The sequence below is a fragment of the Sphingomonas sp. 37zxx genome, from assembly GCF_000786205.1.
Classification (GTDB): Bacteria; Pseudomonadota; Alphaproteobacteria; order Sphingomonadales; family Sphingomonadaceae; genus Sphingomonas.
Window position 1 is genome coordinate 19,043 of the sequence record NZ_JROH01000035.1, and the last position, 19,305, is coordinate 38,347.

Sequence of the window (19,305 nt, forward strand, 5' to 3'; positions counted from 1 at the left end):
CGATCCGAAGCTGTAAGATGGGCGCACACCTTTCTGACTCGTCGATGGCGGCTAACCGCCGTTTTCGTGGGGGGCGATGCGCGCGCTCTTTGGGCGGTGCGCTCAGAACCCCCGCATTTGCGCCATTTCGGGAGCGCGCGCATGGCGCGCTCCGGGAGGTGCGGCCATGAACCGGGTCAAGCTCTCGGTGCGCGTGCCGATGGGGCAGGAGGTGATGATCCGGCGCTTCGCTGAGAAGCGCGGACTGACCCGCTATCAGGCCCTGTCGCGGGTCATCGAAGCCGGGCTTGGCGCGGTGGCTGATACGCCAGTGGCAGGCGGCAGCAGCGTCAGCGATGACGTCATGGCGGCATTCGATGCGCGGCTTGGCGTGATCGAGGCGCTGCTCGATCGCAGCCTGTTCACCGCCAGCGCGGCCTATGCCTATGCCCGCCGCGCGGCCTTGCGCGGCGATGGCGATGCCGACCGCACCGACAGCATGATCGGCGAAGCGGCGCACTCGGCCTATCGCCGCCAGCGCGCCCTTGCAGCGGAGGCGCTGTCATGAGCCGCGACCGCGACAATCTCCTGCGCGGGCAGGGCAAGTTCAAGCAGGGCATCGCAGGCCTCGCGGCACGGTGGCGCGCCTATGCGTGGACCGTTGCCGGTAGCGGCGGGTTTGGAGCATTCCTTCTCGCCAGCCATAATCCGGCGCCGGGCCAGTTCGCATGCGCCTACCAGCACGCCCAAGGTGTTGCGGTCAGCTGGATTGCAAGCGGGCGCAGCGATCCCGAGATTGCTGTCCGCTTTGAGGAGCGAACCGTGCGTGTCCCGGCCAGTGTGCTGGCCAACGACCGCATCTGGGTGTGGTGTTGGGATGACCTTGCCGGGAAGGTTGTGCTGGGCGGCACGCTGGGCGCGCTGGTTGGCCTGCTGCTGTGCTTCGGCTTCGCCGTCTGGATACGCAGCGAGGGCAAGGAAGCGGCGCGTGATCGGTTCATTTCGGGCACGCAGATCGTGACCGAGCGCGTGCTTGCCCGGATGACGCGCAAGGCCACCAATGCGCGATCGATCCGCATCGCCTCGGTCGGCATTCCGGCTTGGCTGGAATGCCGTCACTTCGCCCTGCTCGGCACCACCGGGGCAGGCAAGACCACCGTCATGCGCCAGATGCTCGACCAGGTCGAAGCACGCGGCGAACCGGCGCTGGTCTACGACACCTCGGGCGAGTTCATCACCCACTACTACCGCCCCGAACGAGGCGATATCATTCTGAACCCGTTCGACGAGCGTTCGGCGTTCTGGTCGCCGTTCTCCGAGATTGCACATCCGGCAGACGCCGACCGAATCGCGCGCCAGCTGGTCTCCGAGACCGGCGAGCGCGATGATGATGTCTGGCTGGAAACGTCCCGAATACTGGTGGCCAATATTCTGCGCGTGCTCAGCGCCGAGGGGCGAACCACGCTCTCCGACCTGCTGGACGCCCTGCAGGTCAAGGGCAAGGAAGAGATGAAGGTCTGGCTGGCGGGCACATCATCGGCGCGCACCTTTGCCGATGATGCTGACCGAGCGACAGGCAGCGTGCTGTTCATGCTCGCCAAAGCAGCGACCTTGCTCCAGTTCCTGTGGCGCGAGCCCGGGGAGCGCGGCAGTTTCGCCTTCCGCGAGTTCATCTCCGGGCTGGACGCACATCAGGGGCCGAAGCCCTGGCTCTTCGTCCCGCGCAAGGAGGACTACTTCGAGGCGATGAAGCCCTTGCTGGCCTGCTGGCTGGAGTGTGCGGCGAGCGCGATGCTGGGCCTTCCGCCGTCCGACAGGCGGCGCATGTGGTTCTTCCTGGACGAGCTGGCCGATCTTCCCCGCGTCGACAACCTGACGCGGCTCTTGCCCGAGGGACGCAAGTTCGGGGCCAGCGTCGTCCTGACCTTTCAGGCCATCGGCCAGATGCACCGCCGCTATGGCCGCGACAGCGCCGAGGCCTTGCTCGGCTGCTGCAACTCGAAGTTGTATCTGCAGCTGATCGACCGCGACACGCGGGAATGGGCATCGCGGAACATTGGCGATGTCGAGGTGGAAGTGCGCAGCGCATCGGACAGCTTCGAGACCGGGCCGCATAGCGGGCGCACCTCCGTCGGCAGCACCCGCGTGGTGCGCTCTGCCGTGATCGAGAGCGACCTGCGGCTGCAGCCGCACCACGGCTTCCTGCAACTGCCAGACGCCTTGCCCGTTGGGCGAATTCGCCTGACGCGGGAGCACATTGATGCGCGGGGACCAGCACGCCATCCGGCCTTTGCCCCGGCCCATGTCAGCCGGATGCTGTGGAACCGCATGCCGAAGAAGGCTGACAGCGGCACTGCCAAGGATGATCCCGCCAGCACTCTCAAGGGGCCGGTCTGATGGTTGCCACCATTGGCGCGATCGGTAGTTCGGCGGCCGCTTCGAGCTACTACGAGGCCGATGACTACTATGCCGATGGTGGCATCTCGCCTAGCGAATGGCAGGGCGAGGGGGCCAAGGCCCTGGGTCTGTCAGGTGAGGTCAATCGCGAGACCTTCCGTGCCATTCTTGATGGCGCGCTGCTTCATGGCCAGCAGCTCGGCACCATGCGCGAGGGCAAGCTCCAGCACCGACCCGGTTGGGACATAACTATGTCTGCGCCCAAGTCGGTCTCGATCATGGCCGAGGTGGCGGGCGACCGGCGGTTGGTCGCCGCACACGCCAGTGCGGTGAAGGCAGCGCTCGCCTATGTCGAGCGCCATGCTGCCGCCACCCTTATACGCACTCCGGGCGGGGTCGAGCGGCACACCACCGACAATCTTGTGATTGCCAGTTTCCGCCATGACACGAGCCGGGCGCAGGACCCGCAGCTGCACACCCACAATGTCATCATGAACATGACACAGGACGCCGAAGGCAACTGGCGCAGTCTGGAGCCGCGCGCGCTCTACCAGCTTCAGAAGGCCATTGGCGCGGTCTATCGCCAAGAGCTGGCAGTGGGTGTCCGGGCGCTTGGCTATGGCATCGAACAGGGCAAGGATTCCCTGTTCGAGATCAAGGGCGTCCCCGCCGCCGTGATCCGCGCCTTCAGCGAGCGCGCCGCACAGGTCGAAGCCCGGCTTGCCGAGCGCGGCCAGACCCGCGCGACCGCATCTGCCGAAGAAAAGCAGATTGCCGCGCTCGATACCCGCGAGGCGAAGCAAAGCCTTGAGCGCGGCGAGCTGGTAGCGAACTGGCGCGCGGAGGCGGATGCCGCCGGGTTCGGGAAGGACGCTCGGGAAGCTTTGGTGGCTGCGAGCAAGGAGGTGGCGGCCAGTTTGGAGCATGGCAGCGCGTTGGCCGCGCAGGGTCAGATCGCCGCGCATCAGGCCGTTGCCCTTGCCGCCGCCAATCTTGGGGAGCGCCAGTCGGTGTTCGCCGCCGCCGAACTGGAAAAGGAGGCAGGGCGTTATGGGTTGGGCCGCGTGACTGCTGCGCAGATCAGCGCGGCGGTTGCGCGTGCGCAGGGCGATGGCGCGCTGGTGCCGCGCACTTTTCTCGACAAGCGCGGCGCGGAGTTTGCCGGGTTCACCACCGCCGAAAACATTGCCCATGAGCGGCAGTTGATGCGTCTGGAGGCCGAAGGGCGCGGGGCCGCTGGTTCGATCCTCTCGGCCAGACAGGCCGCCAGCGCCGTTGCCCGTGCCGAACTTAGATCCGATCACCCCTGGAATGAGGGACAGCGCGCGGCCACCCGCGCGCTGCTGACCAGTCCGCATCGCGTGACGGGCCTGCAGGGCTATGCCGGGACCGCCAAGACCACCACCGTGCTGGCGACCTTTGCGCGCGAAGCGAAGGCGCGCGGGGTTGCGGTAACCGCGCTAGCCCCGACCGCGTCGGCTGCGCAGACCTTGGGCGATGCCCTTGGTCAGCGCGGCGAGACGGTGGCCCGCCAGCTGCTGCGCAATGGAGCATCACTGTCTGGCGGTGTGTGGATCGTCGATGAGGCGTCACTGCTCTCGGCCCGCGATATGGCGGCGCTGCTCGGCCTTGCTGCTGACAGCAAGGCCCGCGTTGTTCTGGTCGGCGACGTCAAACAGCTCGGCTCCGTTGGCGCAGGCGCGGCCTTTGCCCAGCTGCAATCCGCCGGCATGGCGACCGCGCGGCTCGATAATGTTGTGCGCCAGACCAATACCGCGACGCGCGAGGCGGTGCTGGCATCGATCGAAGGTGATGCGCGCAAGGCGCTGGACGCTCTGGATCGGGGTGGTGGCAAGATCATCGCCCATGGCAGTCAGGGCGAGCGTTTCGCCGCTATGGCCAAGGCCTATGCTGCTTTGGATGTGTCCGAACGCGTGCGCACGCTGGTGATCGAGCCTTCGCGCGATGGCCGCGATGCGCTCACTGCTGATATCCGCCGCGAGCTTGCCGCAGCCGGTGTCCTGTCTGGTCCCACCGTCAGCATGGAGAGCCTGGTCGCCAAGAACCTGTCGCGCATCGAAGCCCGCGATCCTGCGAGCTATGCGCCGGGCGATACGGTCCGTTTCCTGCGCGACTATGCCGACAAGGGCGTCACACGCGGCGCTGCCTATCGGGTCGAGCGCATCGATCCCGGAAAGGCCGCTATTGCGTTGAAGGCTGCCGACGGGTCGGCCGTGGACTGGCGGCTGCGGCAATGGGGCGCGGGCAAGGTTGAGGTGTTCGAGCCCAAGATGATGGAATTGCAGGCGGGCGACCGCGTGCAGTTCACCCGCAATGACCGCGACGCCGGGCGCATCAACGGGCTGCGCGGCACCATTACCGGCATCGATCCCGACCGTCAGCAGGCGACCGTCGCGCTAGCCAATGGCCACGAGCAGCGGCTCGATCTCTTCGACCCCCGCGATGCTCATCTGCGCCATGCCTATGTCCAGACCGCCCACGCAGCGCAGGGCCAGACCGCCGAGCGCGTCCTGATCCACGCCGATAGCCGTTCCGCCAATCTGGTCGACCAGAAGATGCTCTATGTCGCGCTCTCGCGCGCGAAGTCAGAAGCCATTGTCGTCACCGACGACAAGGCGCGGCTGATCCGCGCCATCCACGAGCGGGCGGGCGAAAAGCAGACCGCCATGGAGGTGAGTGCGCCGGAAGCGTCCAAGGCGAAGTCTCTGGGGGCTGGTCTCGGCTGATCGCGTGAGCCGCGAGTGTGCCGGGCCATAGCATCCTCCGCCCTGCCATTGGAATGAACTGCTCCTGTTTGACGGCCCGTGCCGGGCGGGATCAACAGCCTGCCCGCTCCTTCAGGCTTCGCCCTTCCGTGTTGGCTGTTCCGCGTTCCGCTGACTCGCCTGGCCATCCGGCCCGTCCCTTCATCCGCGTTCCCAACGACAGGACGAAGGATTTACCACCATGGCCAGCACCGCAACCGCCAGCATCTACGACACCATCACTAACCAGATCATCGCCGCGCTGGAGCGCGGCACGGACGATTACACGCTCCCCTGGCACCGCAGCAGCGCCCCGCTCACGCGGCCCATCAATGCGGTCAGCCGCAAGGCCTATCGCGGGGTCAATGTCCTCGCGCTCTGGGCCAGCGCCGAGGCGCAGGACTTCGGGCATGGTCTCTGGGCAACCTACCGCCAGTGGCAGTCACTCGGCGCACAGGTTCGCAAGGGTGAGAAGGCCTCGCCGATCGTGTTCTACAAGGTCCTGGACCTAGCGGAGGGCAGCAAAGACGAGGCGCGCGAGGGCGCGGGCCGGATCTTCGCGCAGGGCTCGCATGTGTTCAACATCGCGCAGGTCGAGGGCTACGCCTTGCCCGAAGTGCCTGAAGCCGAGGCCTTCGATCCCATCGCCGATGTCGAAACCTTCATCGCTGCCACCGGGGCTGCGATCCGCATCCAGGGTGACAGCGCACACTACACCCCGTCCATCGACACGATCACCATGCCCGACCGCGAGCGGTTCTTCGCCACTGACACCGCCAGTGCCGCGCAGAACTGGTATGCCATCCTCCTCCACGAACTCGTGCACTGGACCGGTGCCGACCACCGTCTCGCCCGCACCTTCGGCAAGCGCTTTGGCGACGAGGCCTATGCCATGGAGGAGCTGGTCGCCGAGCTTGGCTCAGCCTTCCTGTGCGGCGACCTTGGCCTGTCAGTCACCCCGCGTCCGGACCATGCCTGCTACCTCGCCAGCTGGCTCAAGGTGCTCAAGGGCGACAACCGGGCGATCTTCACCGCTGCCAGCGCGGCGGCGAAGGCGGCGGAGTGGTTGGGGGAGGAATCTGGAGGGCCAGAGTGATATGTCTCTCGCGTTGATTAAAACGATGAGGTCTCAACCGGCATGGAAGCTTTTCAGTCCCAATTCCGTTTTCAACATTCAAACCGACAGCCCCGCTTTCTGTTGTCGTAGCCGGACATGCTCGACACGATGGCACGTTGGACAAAGAAGGGAGTAATCTGCGGTTGTCGTGTAGCGCACTCCCTCATCTAACGGGTTCTTGTGATGCACATCGAGCATACCCCGGGGTTTCACGCCAAGTTGAGATGCGATTTCGGCAGGATCAAATCTACAATGATCACAATGCAGGGTCCCCCCTGCAAGCCGCTGCCTGATAAAGCGGTCAGCCAGCCAAGCTGATCGTTTCTTGATCTTCGCGAGGCGCTCTTCTTCCACACCTTCGAGCACAGCCAAATCGCGCTCAATGTCCCGCTGGGTTCTGGGGTTGATGTGACTCAAAGCCGCAAGTGCGAACTCATCCTCGATCCCGATCCAAGCGTTGCCAGTGTCTACTGGCTCAATCTCGAGATCGGCAATAAGGCCACGCTCGTCATCGCTAAGCGGGCGGAGTGTGGCAGACGAATGCGCATACAGGCGTCGATAGGCATCGGATCCTAGAATATCCTTCGCCTTCCGAAGGTCATTCACCCTGAAGCTCTGCACAATCGGGAATGCCACCGACCAACGGAAGCGCTTTCCACCTTGCGCCCACATATCTTGGAGCAGCCGGTATTCGTCCGGTCCGAGGATTTGATCCAAAGGCCTGCTGGTGGTTCTAAGCTTATGCACCGCAATAAATCGGCCAGCGCGCTGATCGTGTGCATCACGATCAGCAAGATAGATTGGATCATTCTCAAAACCGGGATTTGGCTTTTGGAAAGTCTCGGTAATGTATTCGATTACGTATCCGTTTCCGAACTGCTTTTGGATGGTGCTTTGGCACCGATTTCGTCCCGTCAGGGTTCCATCAGTCGGTGTAAAGCCCATCCAAGTTGTGCCTGGCAGCCAATCCGCCTTTGACGCCATTACCGGCGCAGGAAGGTCCTTTATCTTCAAAGCGACACCTGGTCTTTCTTCATATAGGCGGAGAAGAAGTCGGGTTCGATGGTCAAAGCCTTCGTTTCGCGAACGCCCAATCGTTCTTCGATAAGAAGCTCCAACAAACGGTCAATGTCGACAAGCTCGATTGCGGTTGCATTATCCTGGGCAGCCGCTTCTCGTGCGCCCTTGGTGAAGGTCCCGGTCGTCAGAAAGATGCCGCGTTCCGCCCTGCCCTGAATTGCGCCGCGAAACTCCCTGATCTTGTCCGGCCCTACGGTGCCGTCGTACCGCTTGCATTGGAACATGACTTTGGTTCGGACGAACCTGTTGATGAGGAGAAAACCTTCGCCATCAATGCCTTGATCTCCAGCCTGGCCCGTGACCTTGACGTTTTCAAAGCCGATGTGACGTAGCAATCGAGCGCAAAGTTCTTCGAACCCCTTGTCGCTGGTGCCCTTGAGCAACTGGACAAGCCGTTCCTGAATCTCGTCCTGATTGAGGTATTCCTTTTCGTCCGGGGCGCTTGCATCCTCGTCATCGTCAGGCGATTTTGGCTCGGTTTTCCCTTCGCTTTTTTCCGTGTTCTGAAAACCGCCGTGGACTTGTTTGAACAAGCGATACGATTCTTCATGCGAGAGGTTAGTGGCGCGGCCCTTTTCGGTAAGTACCCAGACGCCGCGCTGCTCGGTATCGATGAGGCCAGCCTTGGCCAGATAGAAACGCGCCCAGCCTACCTTGTTCTCGAACTTGGATTGACCACCCTTGGTTGTTCCTTCGAGCTCCGGCTGTGGAATTTCGTGATGCTCGGCAATCCAGCCATATACCTCCTTGGGCTTCGCTGAGGAACCAAGCTCCCGCAGCCCTTCAAGAACAGGCTGGAAGTATTGGATAAATTTTGGACCCTTGAGGTTTGCCATGACTGTTCCCGGTAACTTCACGCTATCTGACACAGCCAAGGAACGTCATCACGATCCTATATGCCGGTTCATAGCAAGCGAGGACGAGCGGGTCGGGATCGACCTCACCGTGCAGGAGTGCGTTGCGCATGGTGTAAATGGTTTCCACCAGCCCCGCGAGGAGGTCAGCTGGGGTGCACTGCAATACAACGCTGCCGGCTTCCAGCTGCGGACCGCCGCCCAACACCAAATCGGTCATGGGGCGCGGATTGCACCCGTCATAGAACTGCCGAAGGTTTAGCTGCTGGGCATTCGAGAGGTTCGCGACAAAGGCAGGCAAGGCATAGACTTCGACAGGATTATAGTCGGGCTGGGTATGCTGGAAACGGACAAGCCCAGACGCTTGTGCGGTCACCATGATCTCGATCGCGCCGCCAACGATCTTCCGCACGCGGTATTCTTGGCTGTTCCGCACCCTGCACTCGTTCTGGAGATTAAATGGGCGAAGGCAAACTTCCCGCAAGGAAACCCGTTCAGCCAGACCGTTCTTGCGCGTAACCTCAAGGTGGATAGCATCGAGCCGGATATGCAGATCCCCGATAGCCTGCTTTAGTGTAATGGATTCTACCGTATTGTTGTCAGCCCGGAACAGGGGCAAGCCCCGCCGCCTAAGCTGGCTGTTAACATTGGAGACCGCATAGTTCAGCATGGCGCGTTCCTGCGCTTCGCCGCTCGCCTGCCGATACCAGGCATTGAAAGCAGCCCATGCCTTAACAAAGGGGCCAATGTAGTCGATTTCAGCCCGGTTCATCCAATCCTGCGCGTGCGGAGGAAGTGCCATCAGTTTGCCCCTTCCACTGTCGCGAGATAGGCCATTGCGGCGGCCTCGCTGTCTTCGATAGCGATTTCCACGGCGCGCTTGGCTGCGTCGAGTAGCGACTTTGCGCGATGCTCGGCATCAAAAGCCGAAAGCACTGAACTGCGGACTGATTGCTGAACATCATTCGGCGCGTCCCATACCACTATCCGGGCGATGTCTTGCGGGTACAGCTCGATCTGGCCAGACGAACCCTTGATATGCCGTTCAATCTGCCACTGTCCAAGAGGACTGTTGAGGAAAACTGAGAGGAAAACTGGGTCGATCTTGTCTGTGCGCATTACCGTCACGTGGTTGTCAGGCAATGATGGTTCGTCATGGAGATAAACAGCAGTACGCCCGATGGTGCCAACTCCTGTTCCGTTCATCAGTACATCGCCATTCCGAATCTGCACTGGGGAACCCGTTTTGGTTGCGGTCCTATTGTCATCCAAAATCACCCGGTTGGTTCGGACGTGTTTCGAATTCACAACTGGCAAGCCAGTCTCGGCATAGATCGGTTGGCGCCCTCTGGAGTTAACTGCGAGAATATCTGATAGCGCGATAGCCCTGCCGGTTTCTTGAAGCCGCTGTTCGACATCTTGGAAAAGAGGGCGAAAGTATTGCGCGTCCAATCGGCCTGCTGCCAGAGCGTCACTGGCCTTGGCCGAGTAGGTTAGGGGCTCTGGTGGCGCCCATCCAGCTAGTCCCAGATGCCTAATCAAATCCTGTTGAGCTACAATTTGAGCTGATTTACCTGCCCTAGTTTCGAAAATTTGTCTTTCATACAGATCGTCAATTTTCAACTGAAAATCATTTGAAAATTCAGGTATGAATATGCGACCTACATCATTTGGATAAAGATGAAGTTGTCCAGTTGCGCCTGTCACATAGCGAGAAATTTGTGACTGGCCATACCAGCCGCTCAGAAACGCAGCCACTATCGCAGGGCTAACATTTTTTACCCGAACAACGGTAACCTCTGAAACCGTTGCGAAACGTCCATTCTCACGGAAAAGCTGGACTTTTCCAATCGAACCCTGTCCGATCGAGGAGATCAGAATATCATTTCGCTTTAAGAAAAACGCTTCTTCCTCCGACGAACTGCGAAGCAGTCTTTCCTCTGAGAAAGATTCAGAAATGTCACCTGATCGCACAACAGGAAAGTCTCCGTTGGTATCATATTCTAAGTTTCTTCCTTTCAGAGGCTTAGGTGCAAAAGCGGCAATTTGATTGTGCGGGCGTGACCGAACTATTTCAATAGCAGCGAGAGAGTCCCGCCCTTGGAATTGGGAATCGAGCCTAAGTTTGGGATTCTCTACTTGCAAGGCGCTAACGGGCACAATGCTGATATCATGCCCCTCCAAAAGACCGTCGAACCGGTCCTTATTGAAGGGGCCTACCGAAAAAAAGGCAGGCCCTCCCGCCTAGAAAATTCCTCAAACGCTTCGGCAATACCGTCTCGTGTCAGGCCATCATGGTTGAACAGGTCATGCTCAACGATCAAATGGTTGTGGCTATCACGAAGGTAGCTACCATCTGGCTGCTTTCGATACACTTTGCGGCCCGAGTTATCGACACTCTCCACCTGCTGCGTTGCAAAGAAGATATTATATTCGTCTTGTCGGGGGCACAGCGGACCAGCGTCGAGATCATCGTTCCATTTCTGAACAAATAACACGCTCGTCTTGGTGTTGGTGTGCGGCTTGAAAGTGTTGGGGTGGAGGCCGACTACAGCCAAGATCCTACACCGCTCCATGATAAATTCCCGGATCCGTTGATCCGATAAATTATTAAATCGACCCTGTGGCAACACCACAGCCATGCGACCGCCGGGACGAAGAAAATCAATGTTGCGTTCGATGAACAGTAAATCGCGGGCGACTTTACCCTCAAGCTTGCCATCCTTCTTGTGCGCGACCTCATACGGGCTGAGCATGTCGGATTGCTTTATGTCCCCGGCAAAGGGAGGATTCGCTAATAGCACGTCGAAATTGAACTGGCGGTATTCGCCCGGCTTTTTGACCGCGCGGAGGCGCTTCAGCCCATTCCATCCGTTGGCATAGGTTTCCTGCCACTCTGGCTGGCTGGTGGTTTCATCCCACTTCGTCCAGTCGAGCGTGTTGAGGTGCAGCACGTTGGTTTCGCCATCGCCCGCGATCAAATTGAGGCAGCGGGAGACGCGGACGCTCTTTTCGTCAAAATCCACCGCGAAGACATTGCGGCGGACATATTCCACCGCGCGCGGCTCCTTCGCCTCCATGGTGAAGAGGTCGCCTTCCGACTTGCCCAGCTCCGCGTAAATCTGCTTCCAGACGTGGAACATGGTGTGGACGGTGAAGCCTGCCGATCCGCAGGCCGTATCGATCACGGTTTCATGTTCCTGCGGGTTCATCATTCGCACGCACATGTCGATCACCCAGCGCGGGGTGAAATACTGGCCTTTTTCGCCCTTCGACGATTTCGACACGAGATATTCGAAGGCGTCGTCCACGACATCGAGGTTGGAGTTGAACAGCTTCCACTCTTCCAGCGAGCCGACGCAGACTTGAAGGTGATCAGGTGACAGGCGGATGCGCTCATCATCCAGAAACACGCCCGGCCATTTCTGCTTTGCTTCGTCGAACAGGGCCTGGATCGAGGCCTTGAGCTGCGCCGCCGTGTTCTGGTTCCGGAAGCGCAGATTGCGATGCATCTGGTAGGATGTCATCTCGTCATACAGCTTCGTGAAGATCAGTTTGAAGACCTCTTCGAACACGTCAACGCCCGCGTTCGCTAGAACTTCATCTTCCATCTCCTGGATCAGCCCGCGCAGGGACCGGGCAGATTTCCCTTCTCTGGCGCGTGCGTCTTCAAGCTCGATCAGGGTCTGAATTCGCCAAGGCTCATCCACAATCTGCTCGATGGTTTGATCTGCCCGGGGCAGCTCATGGATCGGCATGAAGTAGTTGGGGTTCTTGCGGTGCCAGACTTCGGCGAGGATGCCGTCGCTCCACACTGCCAAAGGTGCACCGGTGGCATGAGCGTATGATCGCAGCTGCTCTTTGCCGTCTTTGAGCTTCTGCTGCTTCACTTCAATGATGATGTACGGGACGGTCTTCCTGTCAGCGTCGAATACGACGATATCGGCACGCTTGGACGTATCACGCCCGAAGGTAATCGGATATTCGACAGCGATGCGCGAAGGAGCGTAGCCGAGCGTATTGATCAGGCGCGAAAGCCAAAGCTGGCGCACATGTTCTTCAGGCTTGAGCTGGACCTCCTTATTTCGAACGAGGCATTCAACGTAGCGGACGGATTTGCCGCGGACATCTCGTTCAACGCTGCGCTGCCTCAAGGCGCTGATTTCATCCTCTGAAAATAGAACAAATTCAATCGTTTCTTTTGTCATCACATTCATTAGGACCCGTCCCCAAGTACGTACCAGTCACGCCGCGATTTGATTGGTAGCGGCTCTCCCACAAGATTCCGTACCGCTACAACAGGAAGTCGCAGACCGCGAGTGAAGAGTTGAAACTGTTCCACATCAGCAGGTTAGCTTCGAGCATTCATAGAGCAATGCCCCTGGCGAGTTTATCGCTCTCATGCCCGTAATGGTGCCGCTACCCTGCCGGGCAACCTGCTCTATCCGCTGGCGCGGACCGGGCCTGTGGTCCCGGCCCATGCGGGTGACGATCAGGAGCGTAGCAAGCGGAGCGGGAGTTTCCGGAGGACGCGCTCTGTCCCGCATGGCCTGTGGCCATGCTCCTGAGGGCGCGGCGTTCCTGAGCTAACCCGCAGGCGCTCTTGCCTCTTTCATTGCCGGACGCCCGCTGGCCCACTTGGCCCGCGCGCAGGGCGTCCGGCGGCTTCGCGCCGTGCAAGGGCGCCGTTTTTGTGCGGATCGCGGCGGCGATCCTTGTCGGGGAACGCCAAGGGCTTTGCCCTCTCGTTCCCAAACCCCAATCGACACCCCCGTGTGGCGGGCTTCGCCCGCTGGCCCGCGCCAGGGCATCGATTGGGGTTTTCCCTCCCCCTCCCATCCTCGCCGGAAGGCAGAGCCGCATGCCGCGTGACGGATGCGGCTTTGCCGGATGGAGGTTGGACCATGGGTGACCTGATCTTGAATTACCGCGCGTGTGGGGCCGAGTGCCGGGAGGACTGGCTTCGCATGCTGGCGCATGACAATGGCTTGCCGCTGGTGGCGGTGCAGCAGCTGGCGGACGAGCTGGGCGAGCGCGAGGATTTCGGCGAGCTGGTGCGGCTGTGCGAGTGCGGCGGGAGCATCGCGCCATGAGCGGCGCGGTGCTGTCTGGCTCCGAGCGCATTGCGCGGCTCAATGATCTGGCGCGCCGCGCCATGGGGATTGCCTGCGTGGTGGTGGCGACCGAGGGCATTCGGGCCTTGCCCGAGGCCGAACAGTCGCGGCTGCGCGAGCTGGTCGAGACCTTCGATGCCTTCACGCCTGACAATGATCCCTATGGCGAGCGCGACTTTGGGGCGATCTATCAAGGGGTGGCCGGGGTCTGGTCGACCTTGCGACCTGTCGATGTTGCGGTGACCGTGTTCTGGAAGATCGATGCGTATGACCGCGAGTTACGCTTCGGCAGCGAGGACCCTGCCGATCCCGCCGTGACCCGGCGGGTGCTGACCATCATGCTGGCGAGCGAGTATTGATATGGCTGGCCGCTCCCACACGGTCGAACCGTCGCGCCTTGCGTTCGGTGCGTGGTGCCACGCCACCGACAAGCAGATTGGCGAAGGCGATATTCGCGCCAGCTACAGCGCCGACCGCATCGGCATGGGTCAGCCCATCCGCAAGCCATTCCGATATGGCGGAGAGCTTTGGGCCTGTGTCGGCACTGGTCCTGCGGGAGCAGAGGCCTACCGGCTCGTGCATCCATCGCTCTATGGCGGCATAGCGCGCACCTATCATGATCGGTGCCGCGATGGCGATCGCGCGCGCGGTGATCTGGCGGGCTTCTATGACGGCATCATCGTGCGTCACGCCGGACGGGAACTTGTGATGGTCGGTCCGCCCGTTACCTTCGTCGCAGGCGGGGAGGCGCAGCTGTCCCTGTTCTAAAGTCTCGAGATTTTTTGCGGGGCTATTCAGCAGAAGCCTTGGTTTCCCAAGGTGCGGGCCGCTTGAGCAGCGCGACCATTTCTTCCACGGGCTTCGCCGGGCTGTCCAGCATGGCGATGAAGGCCGCGAAGCCTGCGGGCGGCATGCTAATGACCGTGTTCTCCATTATCACTTCTTCGGCTGCCCGCACCGTCGCATCGCGCATGAACTCCGCGCGGGAGTACCCGCGCAGGCTCGCCGCCCGGTCGATGATCGCAATGTCGGCATCTGCAAGTCGCATCGAAACGCGGTGATCCTTGCGCTGGACGTGGCGAGCCATGGTCAATCTCCTTGGTGCGCAGGTACCACAATGTATCGGATTTTGCATTGCGGGGCGAGGCTGGCGGCAGGGCAGGGCAGGGAGGTGGCGGTAACCGCGGCTTCGGTCTGGCGGCTTCGTTTTGAGCACCCGAACTGGCCGCACGCGGTCGAGGGTCAATGTCCGGCCCGCGCCGGTTCCGTCCCGTCACCCGTGTTGGACATGACCCCGCGCCCTCTGCCGCGCGGCCTTTCTGTCTGGTGCAACGAGCCACCAACACGAAAGGAACATCTCATGGCCCGCACGTCCCAAGCTCCCGCACCCGCCAGCGCCCCCGAGCCCAAGGCTCCGGATTTCATCGCCTGGCATGTCAGCAATCGCGGCGACAAGGCCTTCTGGACCAAGGTCGGAGCCGCATGGTTCCACCGCGACCGCAAGGGCCTGTCGCTCCAGCTCGAGGTTGTGCCGATCAATGGCCGGATCGTGCTGCGGACGCCGCTCGACGACGAGACGAGGGAAGGGCAGCCGGGCGGTTAGCGCCCGGCGAAATCTATACACCCGATTTCCCGGCACCGAATTCCACTGTTTGCTCCTGCATCGATTTTGCATTGGTACGGCGATGAGGGAATTGGGCGAGGCAGGCGCTCGTGGAGCTCGATGTGCTTAGGTACCAATGTTTCAACGGTTTTTCGAAGGTGCAGATGGCATCGTCATATGCTTTAGGTGGGCTCCGCGCTGTTCGTTACCGCCTAGCCCCATTCAAGTTTCTTGAATTCTTTACGAGTAAGCGATAGAGGCAATGTCGGAAACGTCGTATTTTGGCTGACATGATGGCTACGCTCGCACAGCAAATTCTGGACCGGTTCGCAGAGGGTGGCACCCTCGCGCGCGCCGACCTCGTGCTAGATGCCGATTACGACTCCATCGGGCGAGCACTTGGCGAGTTGGTCAAGGATAGGAAAATCGTTCGTGTCAGCCGGGGCCGTTACCGCAAGGCAGATAAAGGGCAGGCCGCGCCCGCCAACACAATCAGCGAGGCAATCGAGAAGAAGGTTCGCCGCTCCAAGCGCAACGTTTTTCTGCGCAAGGATTTCGCTGGCCTCGGGAGTTATGACGCGATCGGACGTGCACTCAAGCAGAAGACCGAAGACGGCAAGCTCGTGCAGATCGGATACGGCCTCTACGCCAAGGCTCAGGTTTCACCGTTCACCGGCAAGCCGGCTCCCGTGGTCGGTATCAAGCGATTGGCAACAGAAGCGCTGGAACGCCTCGGCAAGGAAGTTTCAGTATCTTCGTATGAGGATGCTTACAATTCTGGCCGCTCTACCCAGGTGCCTACGGGGCGGATGATAGCGGTGAAGGACCGGGTTCGCCGTCGCATCGGCTACGACGGGAATTATGTCATTTTCCAACGCGCCTGATGAGGCAACCCTTGGCCAGGTTGCTGGCGCGCTGGCTGTCGATGAAGCCTTTGTCGAGAAGGACTGGTACGTCGTTCAGGCAATCGCGCAGCTTGTTGCGCTCGGCAGTGATGACATTTTGCCCGTGTTCTCGGGCGGCACCTCACTTCTAAAGGGGTATGGCCTGATCCGCCGTTTCTCCGAAGATATCGATTTCAAACTTCATCTTTCCGCGGCGTTCCTAGCGCAATCGAATAACCAAAAGCGGAAGCAGCTAGGCGACTTTCGCGAGATGCTTACGACAGCATGGGGACAGGCTGGATTTGGGCTCACCAAGGCCGAGGCGCGCGATGCGAATGGGTTCATCCAGATCGAGATGGACTATCCCACCTGCATTGAAGCTCACGGTGCGCTGCGGCCCCATATCCTGGCAGAGCTGTCGGCCAAGCCGCCTCGCCTGCCAGTCCAGCACCGCTCTGTTGCCTCCTTCGTGAATCAATATGCTGCCATGGTCCCGGAGGTCGAGAGTATCGCGTGCGTTGATCCGGTCGAAACGGCGGCAGACAAACTCAGTGGCTTTGCCTGGCGCGCAATTGCCCGTGATCGCGCCAGCGAGACAGATGATGCGACAATTGTCAGGCATTTGCATGATCTCGCAGCACTCGAACACGCGGCGACGAACAGTGCCGAGTTTCCCGAGCTTCTCAAGACTACCCTGATTGACGACACCAATCGTGGCCGTGGGGCAGTTGCCGACCTCGCTCCGCGCGAGCGGCTCGATGCCATGCTGGCCCAACTAGCCCAGGATGAAGCCTATGTCGCCGAGTATAGCCAATTCGTCGGCGGGATGGCGTTCGCGGCTGGGGCGGCCATTCCCTCGTTCGACGAGGCCGTCGCTGCTGTGACCCGTCTATGCGCACTTCTTGCTGATTGACTGGTTGAAGCCTTGATCGGTGCTCCGACGCCGCCGAGCTTCTCAAGCCAGCAATGACATGGCTGTCAAAATTTCCGGTCGCTTATCCGTCTTGTTGATCCCGAACGTTGAGCTTGACGAGACGATGGCAGTGGTCGCAAAGCTTGATCAGGCGCGCAGCAGACCGCTTGTTTTTTAGCTGCCGACCCCCAAACGAAGAACCGAACGGCGGTTAGATTTACGAAAATGTGGGGGAGAGTGTGGGGGCGGTTTTTTGCCGACCCCGATAAGGGCATTGATATCAAAACGTTATTTTGATGGTTCGATTCTAGCCCTGCCACCACCCTTTAGGGCATAAGGTAGCGCCAATGCGCGAGACGCCGTGTTGCTCATGGGGAGTAAACTTCGTCGCTATCATGCGTCAAAAAGGCCGACTTTTGACGGCTTTCTCAAAACCGATACAGAAACGAGAATACGGCCAACGTGCCGGGGCGCATCTATGCCGCCAGATTCAACCGCCATGTCTCTCCCTGCACAGGCTCTCCGAACTCGTAGTGGACTTCCGTGGCGACGCATTCGAACCCGTGATGCGCATAGATGCGGCGGGCCGCGTCCAACACTGTGTGCGTCCACAGGATGATTTGGCCGTATCCCCGTTCGCGCGCAAACCCGACACACGCACGCACCAGCGCATCGCCGATGCCGCGCCGGCGAGCGAATGGTTCGACATGGAGCAGGCGAAGACGGGCTACGCCGATACCCTCGTCGGTGAGGAAGACTGCACCGGCCATCACGCCGGCTAAATCAGCCACCCAACACTGTTCCCGGTCGGGCTTGAAGCGGCGCAGGAACGTGGCTGTTGTCTCAGCCTCCAGCGTTTCTAGCTCACGCCCCCAGCCATGGCTCGCGGCATAAAGGATCGATTGTCGCGCCGCGACCTGACTAACCTCTCCGGTGCTGGCCGGTCGAATAACGAGTTCAACAGCAGCGTTCGGGTCGAGTAGCAGCCGTGCCCTGGTCAGCGCCTGCACCAGATCATCCTGTTCCACCGCGCTAAGACGGGTCAGGTCGTGGGCGACTGCGGAACGCTGCCGCTGGTCGATCTGATCGAAAGCTGTGCGTCCTTCCTCAGTGAGGCGGATCGGGCGAGTGCGCGCATCGGCTTCGGGCCGGTCGCGCATGATCCACCCACGATCCTCGAAGCGGGCGATCATGCGGCTGAGATACCCGCGATCAACTCCTAGTGCGGCCTGCAACGCGTTTGCCTGCACCGGTTCTTGCCGCGCAATCTCGAACAGCAAGCGCGCTTCCGGCAGGTTCGCGTCGGTATCCAGAAAGCGCGCATCAATAGCGCCCACGTGTCGGGTGAAAAAGCGGTTGAAGGTTCGGATAGCCTCGATCGCGGTGTCCATTCCTGCCTTATCGGGCCACACTGTTGACGGAGTCAACTACCCCCGCTTCGATTAGAACATTGCTCGGAAAAGGCGGTGCGTCCTCGCAAGGGATGGTATTTTGAGGATAGCCGATGGCTGTTGATTTCCGTTGAGAAGTGACCCTGGGGCGGCGAGAGTTTTCACTGAGATTTGACCCATGTTTGAGCTTCTTCCTGACTGGCTGGTCAGGGGGATGAGGAGTGATCGACATGGATTTATTGAGTGTGATACGTCGTTGGCGATTTCGTCAGGGCATGCCGATACGCGAGATTGAGCGGCGCACGGGACTATCGCGGAACACGATCCGCAAGTATCTGCGAGCCGATACCGTTGAGCCGAAATTCAAGGTTCCGGCTCGACCGGGCAAGCTGGCACCGTTTGCTGATACGCTGCGAGGTTGGCTTCACCAGGAAGCGAGCAAAACCCGCAAGCATAAGCGAACCGCCAAGCAGATGTTCGCAGATCTGGTCGCGCTGGGCTATGAAGGCTCATACGGCAGGGTCGCAGCATTTGTCCGGACGTGGAAGGCTGATCAGCAGCGGCAGCAACAGACCAGCGGTCGCGGCACCTTTGTGCCTTTGGCGTTTGCGCCGGGAGAGGCGTTCCAGTTTGACTGGAGCGAGGACTGGGCGGTTCTAGGCGGGGAACGGATCAAGCTGCAGGTGGCGCATACCAAGCTGTCTCACAGCAAGGCGTTCATTGTCCGTGCCTATCTGCTGCAGACCCACGAGATGCTGCTCGATACGCTGGCCGAAGCGTTCCGGGTTCTGGGCGGCGTGCCTGGCCGCGGTATTTTTGACAACATGAAAACGGCGGTTGATCGTGTAGGCTCGGGTAAATCACGTCAGGTCAATGCTCGCCTTGCCGCGATGGCCAGCCACTATTTGTTCGAGACTGATTTTTGTAACCCTGCTGCGGGCTGGGAAAAGGGGCAGGTTGAGAGAAACGTGCAGGATGCCCGGCGCAGATTATGGCAGCCGATGCCAGATCTGCCTGATCTGGAGGCATTGAATCATTGGCTTGAGGCACAATGCGTCGCGCAATGGGGGCAAATCCAGCACGGTGGGCTGCCTGGAACTGTCGCTGACGTCCATGCTGCGGAGCTGCCCAGCCTGATGGCTGCGGCGCGACGATCAGGATGAGAACGCGCGACAACCAGGATGAGGATCGGGAGTTGCTGCGGCGGC

At 60.5% G+C, this 19,305-nt stretch carries 17 protein-coding genes and 1 pseudogene; 11 read left to right on the forward strand and 7 right to left on the reverse strand.

Features of this window, described 5'->3' with window-relative positions:
• Nucleotides 1-166 precede the first annotated feature (166 nt).
• The 4 genes from QU44_RS12745 (at nucleotide 167) to QU44_RS12760 (ending at nucleotide 6,237) form a co-directional block, all read left to right on the forward strand.
• Nucleotides 167-547: a hypothetical protein gene (locus tag QU44_RS12745; protein WP_033922657.1), complete on the forward strand. Its 381-nt coding sequence runs from the start codon at nucleotides 167-169 to the stop codon at nucleotides 545-547.
• A complete protein-coding gene (locus tag QU44_RS12750; protein WP_052134813.1) occupies nucleotides 544-2,376 on the forward strand; it encodes a type IV secretion system DNA-binding domain-containing protein in 1,833 nt (610 codons plus the stop codon). The genes QU44_RS12745 and QU44_RS12750 overlap by 4 nt, the downstream gene beginning before the upstream one ends.
• Entirely contained in the window at nucleotides 2,376-5,123 is a 2,748-nt protein-coding gene (gene mobF, locus QU44_RS12755; protein WP_033922658.1) for a MobF family relaxase, read from the forward strand. The genes QU44_RS12750 and mobF overlap by 1 nt, the downstream gene beginning before the upstream one ends.
• A 220-nt stretch (nucleotides 5,124-5,343) precedes the next feature.
• Nucleotides 5,344-6,237, forward strand: coding sequence for an ArdC family protein (locus QU44_RS12760; RefSeq protein ID WP_033922659.1), 894 nt, complete (start codon nucleotides 5,344-5,346; stop codon nucleotides 6,235-6,237).
• 78 nt (nucleotides 6,238-6,315) lie between these two features.
• Here the strand turns inward: QU44_RS12760 and QU44_RS12765 are convergent, their stop codons facing one another.
• The 5 genes from QU44_RS12765 to QU44_RS12785 are packed head-to-tail and all read right to left on the reverse strand — an operon-like array spanning nucleotide 6,316 to nucleotide 12,409.
• The gene (locus QU44_RS12765; protein WP_156141168.1) at nucleotides 6,316-7,272 is read right to left on the reverse strand and encodes an HNH endonuclease; all 957 of its coding nucleotides are present in this window, start codon (nucleotides 7,270-7,272) and stop codon (nucleotides 6,316-6,318) included.
• Nucleotides 7,269-8,174, reverse strand: a complete 906-nt coding sequence (locus QU44_RS12770) for a restriction endonuclease (protein ID WP_033922673.1) — start codon at nucleotides 8,172-8,174, stop codon at nucleotides 7,269-7,271. The genes QU44_RS12765 and QU44_RS12770 overlap by 4 nt, the downstream gene beginning before the upstream one ends.
• Before the next feature lie 22 nt (nucleotides 8,175-8,196).
• A complete protein-coding gene (locus QU44_RS12775; protein WP_033922661.1) occupies nucleotides 8,197-8,994 on the reverse strand; it encodes a hypothetical protein in 798 nt (265 codons plus the stop codon).
• A complete protein-coding gene (locus QU44_RS18290; protein ID WP_156141170.1) occupies nucleotides 8,994-10,352 on the reverse strand; it encodes a restriction endonuclease subunit S in 1,359 nt (452 codons plus the stop codon). The genes QU44_RS12775 and QU44_RS18290 overlap by 1 nt, the downstream gene beginning before the upstream one ends.
• 56 nt (nucleotides 10,353-10,408) lie before the next feature.
• Nucleotides 10,409-12,409, reverse strand: a complete 2,001-nt coding sequence (locus tag QU44_RS12785; RefSeq protein WP_033922662.1) for an N-6 DNA methylase — start codon at nucleotides 12,407-12,409, stop codon at nucleotides 10,409-10,411.
• A 687-nt stretch (nucleotides 12,410-13,096) separates the two neighbouring features.
• Between QU44_RS12785 and QU44_RS18295 the strand changes: the two genes are divergently transcribed.
• From QU44_RS18295 to QU44_RS12795, 3 genes are read left to right on the forward strand one after another with little or no spacing between them, the layout of a single operon-like run.
• A complete protein-coding gene (locus QU44_RS18295; RefSeq protein ID WP_156141172.1) occupies nucleotides 13,097-13,285 on the forward strand; it encodes a hypothetical protein in 189 nt (62 codons plus the stop codon).
• On the forward strand, nucleotides 13,282-13,665 hold the full coding sequence (locus QU44_RS12790; protein ID WP_033922663.1) for a DUF3768 domain-containing protein: 384 nt from the start codon (nucleotides 13,282-13,284) through the stop codon (nucleotides 13,663-13,665). The genes QU44_RS18295 and QU44_RS12790 overlap by 4 nt, the downstream gene beginning before the upstream one ends.
• A gap of 1 nt (nucleotide 13,666) precedes the next feature.
• Nucleotides 13,667-14,074, forward strand: a complete 408-nt coding sequence (locus tag QU44_RS12795; protein ID WP_033922664.1) for a hypothetical protein — start codon at nucleotides 13,667-13,669, stop codon at nucleotides 14,072-14,074.
• 22 nt (nucleotides 14,075-14,096) lie between these two features.
• Here QU44_RS12795 and QU44_RS12800 read toward each other — a convergent pair whose 3' ends face one another.
• Nucleotides 14,097-14,393 (reverse strand): type II toxin-antitoxin system TacA family antitoxin, encoded by a 297-nt coding sequence (locus tag QU44_RS12800; RefSeq protein ID WP_033922665.1) that lies wholly within the window; start codon nucleotides 14,391-14,393, stop codon nucleotides 14,097-14,099.
• 273 nt (nucleotides 14,394-14,666) lie between these two features.
• Between QU44_RS12800 and QU44_RS12805 the strand changes: the two genes are divergently transcribed.
• The 3 genes from QU44_RS12805 to QU44_RS12815 all read left to right on the forward strand — a co-directional run bounded on the left by QU44_RS12805 (nucleotide 14,667) and on the right by QU44_RS12815 (nucleotide 16,706).
• Nucleotides 14,667-14,909 (forward strand): hypothetical protein, encoded by a 243-nt coding sequence (locus QU44_RS12805; protein ID WP_033922666.1) that lies wholly within the window; start codon nucleotides 14,667-14,669, stop codon nucleotides 14,907-14,909.
• A gap of 293 nt (nucleotides 14,910-15,202) precedes the next feature.
• Nucleotides 15,203-15,793, forward strand: coding sequence for a hypothetical protein (locus QU44_RS12810; RefSeq protein ID WP_033922675.1), 591 nt, complete (start codon nucleotides 15,203-15,205; stop codon nucleotides 15,791-15,793).
• The gene (locus QU44_RS12815) at nucleotides 15,771-16,706 is read left to right on the forward strand and encodes a nucleotidyl transferase AbiEii/AbiGii toxin family protein (protein WP_033922667.1); all 936 of its coding nucleotides are present in this window, start codon (nucleotides 15,771-15,773) and stop codon (nucleotides 16,704-16,706) included. The genes QU44_RS12810 and QU44_RS12815 overlap by 23 nt, the downstream gene beginning before the upstream one ends.
• A gap of 476 nt (nucleotides 16,707-17,182) precedes the next feature.
• Here the strand turns inward: QU44_RS12815 and QU44_RS12820 are convergent, their stop codons facing one another.
• Nucleotides 17,183-18,097 (reverse strand): bifunctional helix-turn-helix transcriptional regulator/GNAT family N-acetyltransferase, encoded by a 915-nt coding sequence (locus QU44_RS12820; protein ID WP_033922668.1) that lies wholly within the window; start codon nucleotides 18,095-18,097, stop codon nucleotides 17,183-17,185.
• 230 nt (nucleotides 18,098-18,327) lie between these two features.
• On the opposite strand from QU44_RS12820, the pseudogene istA reads away from it, so the two are divergent.
• A pseudogene (gene istA / locus QU44_RS12825) lies at nucleotides 18,328-19,248 on the forward strand (IS21 family transposase); the annotation flags it as partial.
• Nucleotides 19,249-19,305: the final 57 nt, after the last annotated feature.

Coding starts and splice junctions, on each gene's coding strand:
- QU44_RS12745 (WP_033922657.1), top strand. CDS start 167: ATGAACCGGGTCAAGCTCTCGGTGCGCGTGCCGATGGGGCAGGAGGTG.
- QU44_RS12750 (WP_052134813.1), top strand. CDS start 544: ATGAGCCGCGACCGCGACAATCTCCTGCGCGGGCAGGGCAAGTTCAAG.
- mobF (WP_033922658.1), top strand. CDS start 2,376: ATGGTTGCCACCATTGGCGCGATCGGTAGTTCGGCGGCCGCTTCGAGC.
- QU44_RS12760 (WP_033922659.1), top strand. CDS start 5,344: ATGGCCAGCACCGCAACCGCCAGCATCTACGACACCATCACTAACCAG.
- QU44_RS12770 (WP_033922673.1), bottom strand. CDS start 8,174: ATGGCAAACCTCAAGGGTCCAAAATTTATCCAATACTTCCAGCCTGTT.
- QU44_RS12775 (WP_033922661.1), bottom strand. CDS start 8,994: ATGGCACTTCCTCCGCACGCGCAGGATTGGATGAACCGGGCTGAAATC.
- QU44_RS12785 (WP_033922662.1), bottom strand. CDS start 12,409: ATGAATGTGATGACAAAAGAAACGATTGAATTTGTTCTATTTTCAGAG.
- QU44_RS18295 (WP_156141172.1), top strand. CDS start 13,097: ATGGGTGACCTGATCTTGAATTACCGCGCGTGTGGGGCCGAGTGCCGG.
- QU44_RS12790 (WP_033922663.1), top strand. CDS start 13,282: ATGAGCGGCGCGGTGCTGTCTGGCTCCGAGCGCATTGCGCGGCTCAAT.
- QU44_RS12795 (WP_033922664.1), top strand. CDS start 13,667: ATGGCTGGCCGCTCCCACACGGTCGAACCGTCGCGCCTTGCGTTCGGT.
- QU44_RS12800 (WP_033922665.1), bottom strand. CDS start 14,393: ATGGCTCGCCACGTCCAGCGCAAGGATCACCGCGTTTCGATGCGACTT.
- QU44_RS12805 (WP_033922666.1), top strand. CDS start 14,667: ATGGCCCGCACGTCCCAAGCTCCCGCACCCGCCAGCGCCCCCGAGCCC.
- QU44_RS12810 (WP_033922675.1), top strand. CDS start 15,203: ATGGCTACGCTCGCACAGCAAATTCTGGACCGGTTCGCAGAGGGTGGC.
- QU44_RS12815 (WP_033922667.1), top strand. CDS start 15,771: ATGTCATTTTCCAACGCGCCTGATGAGGCAACCCTTGGCCAGGTTGCT.
- QU44_RS12820 (WP_033922668.1), bottom strand. CDS start 18,097: ATGGACACCGCGATCGAGGCTATCCGAACCTTCAACCGCTTTTTCACC.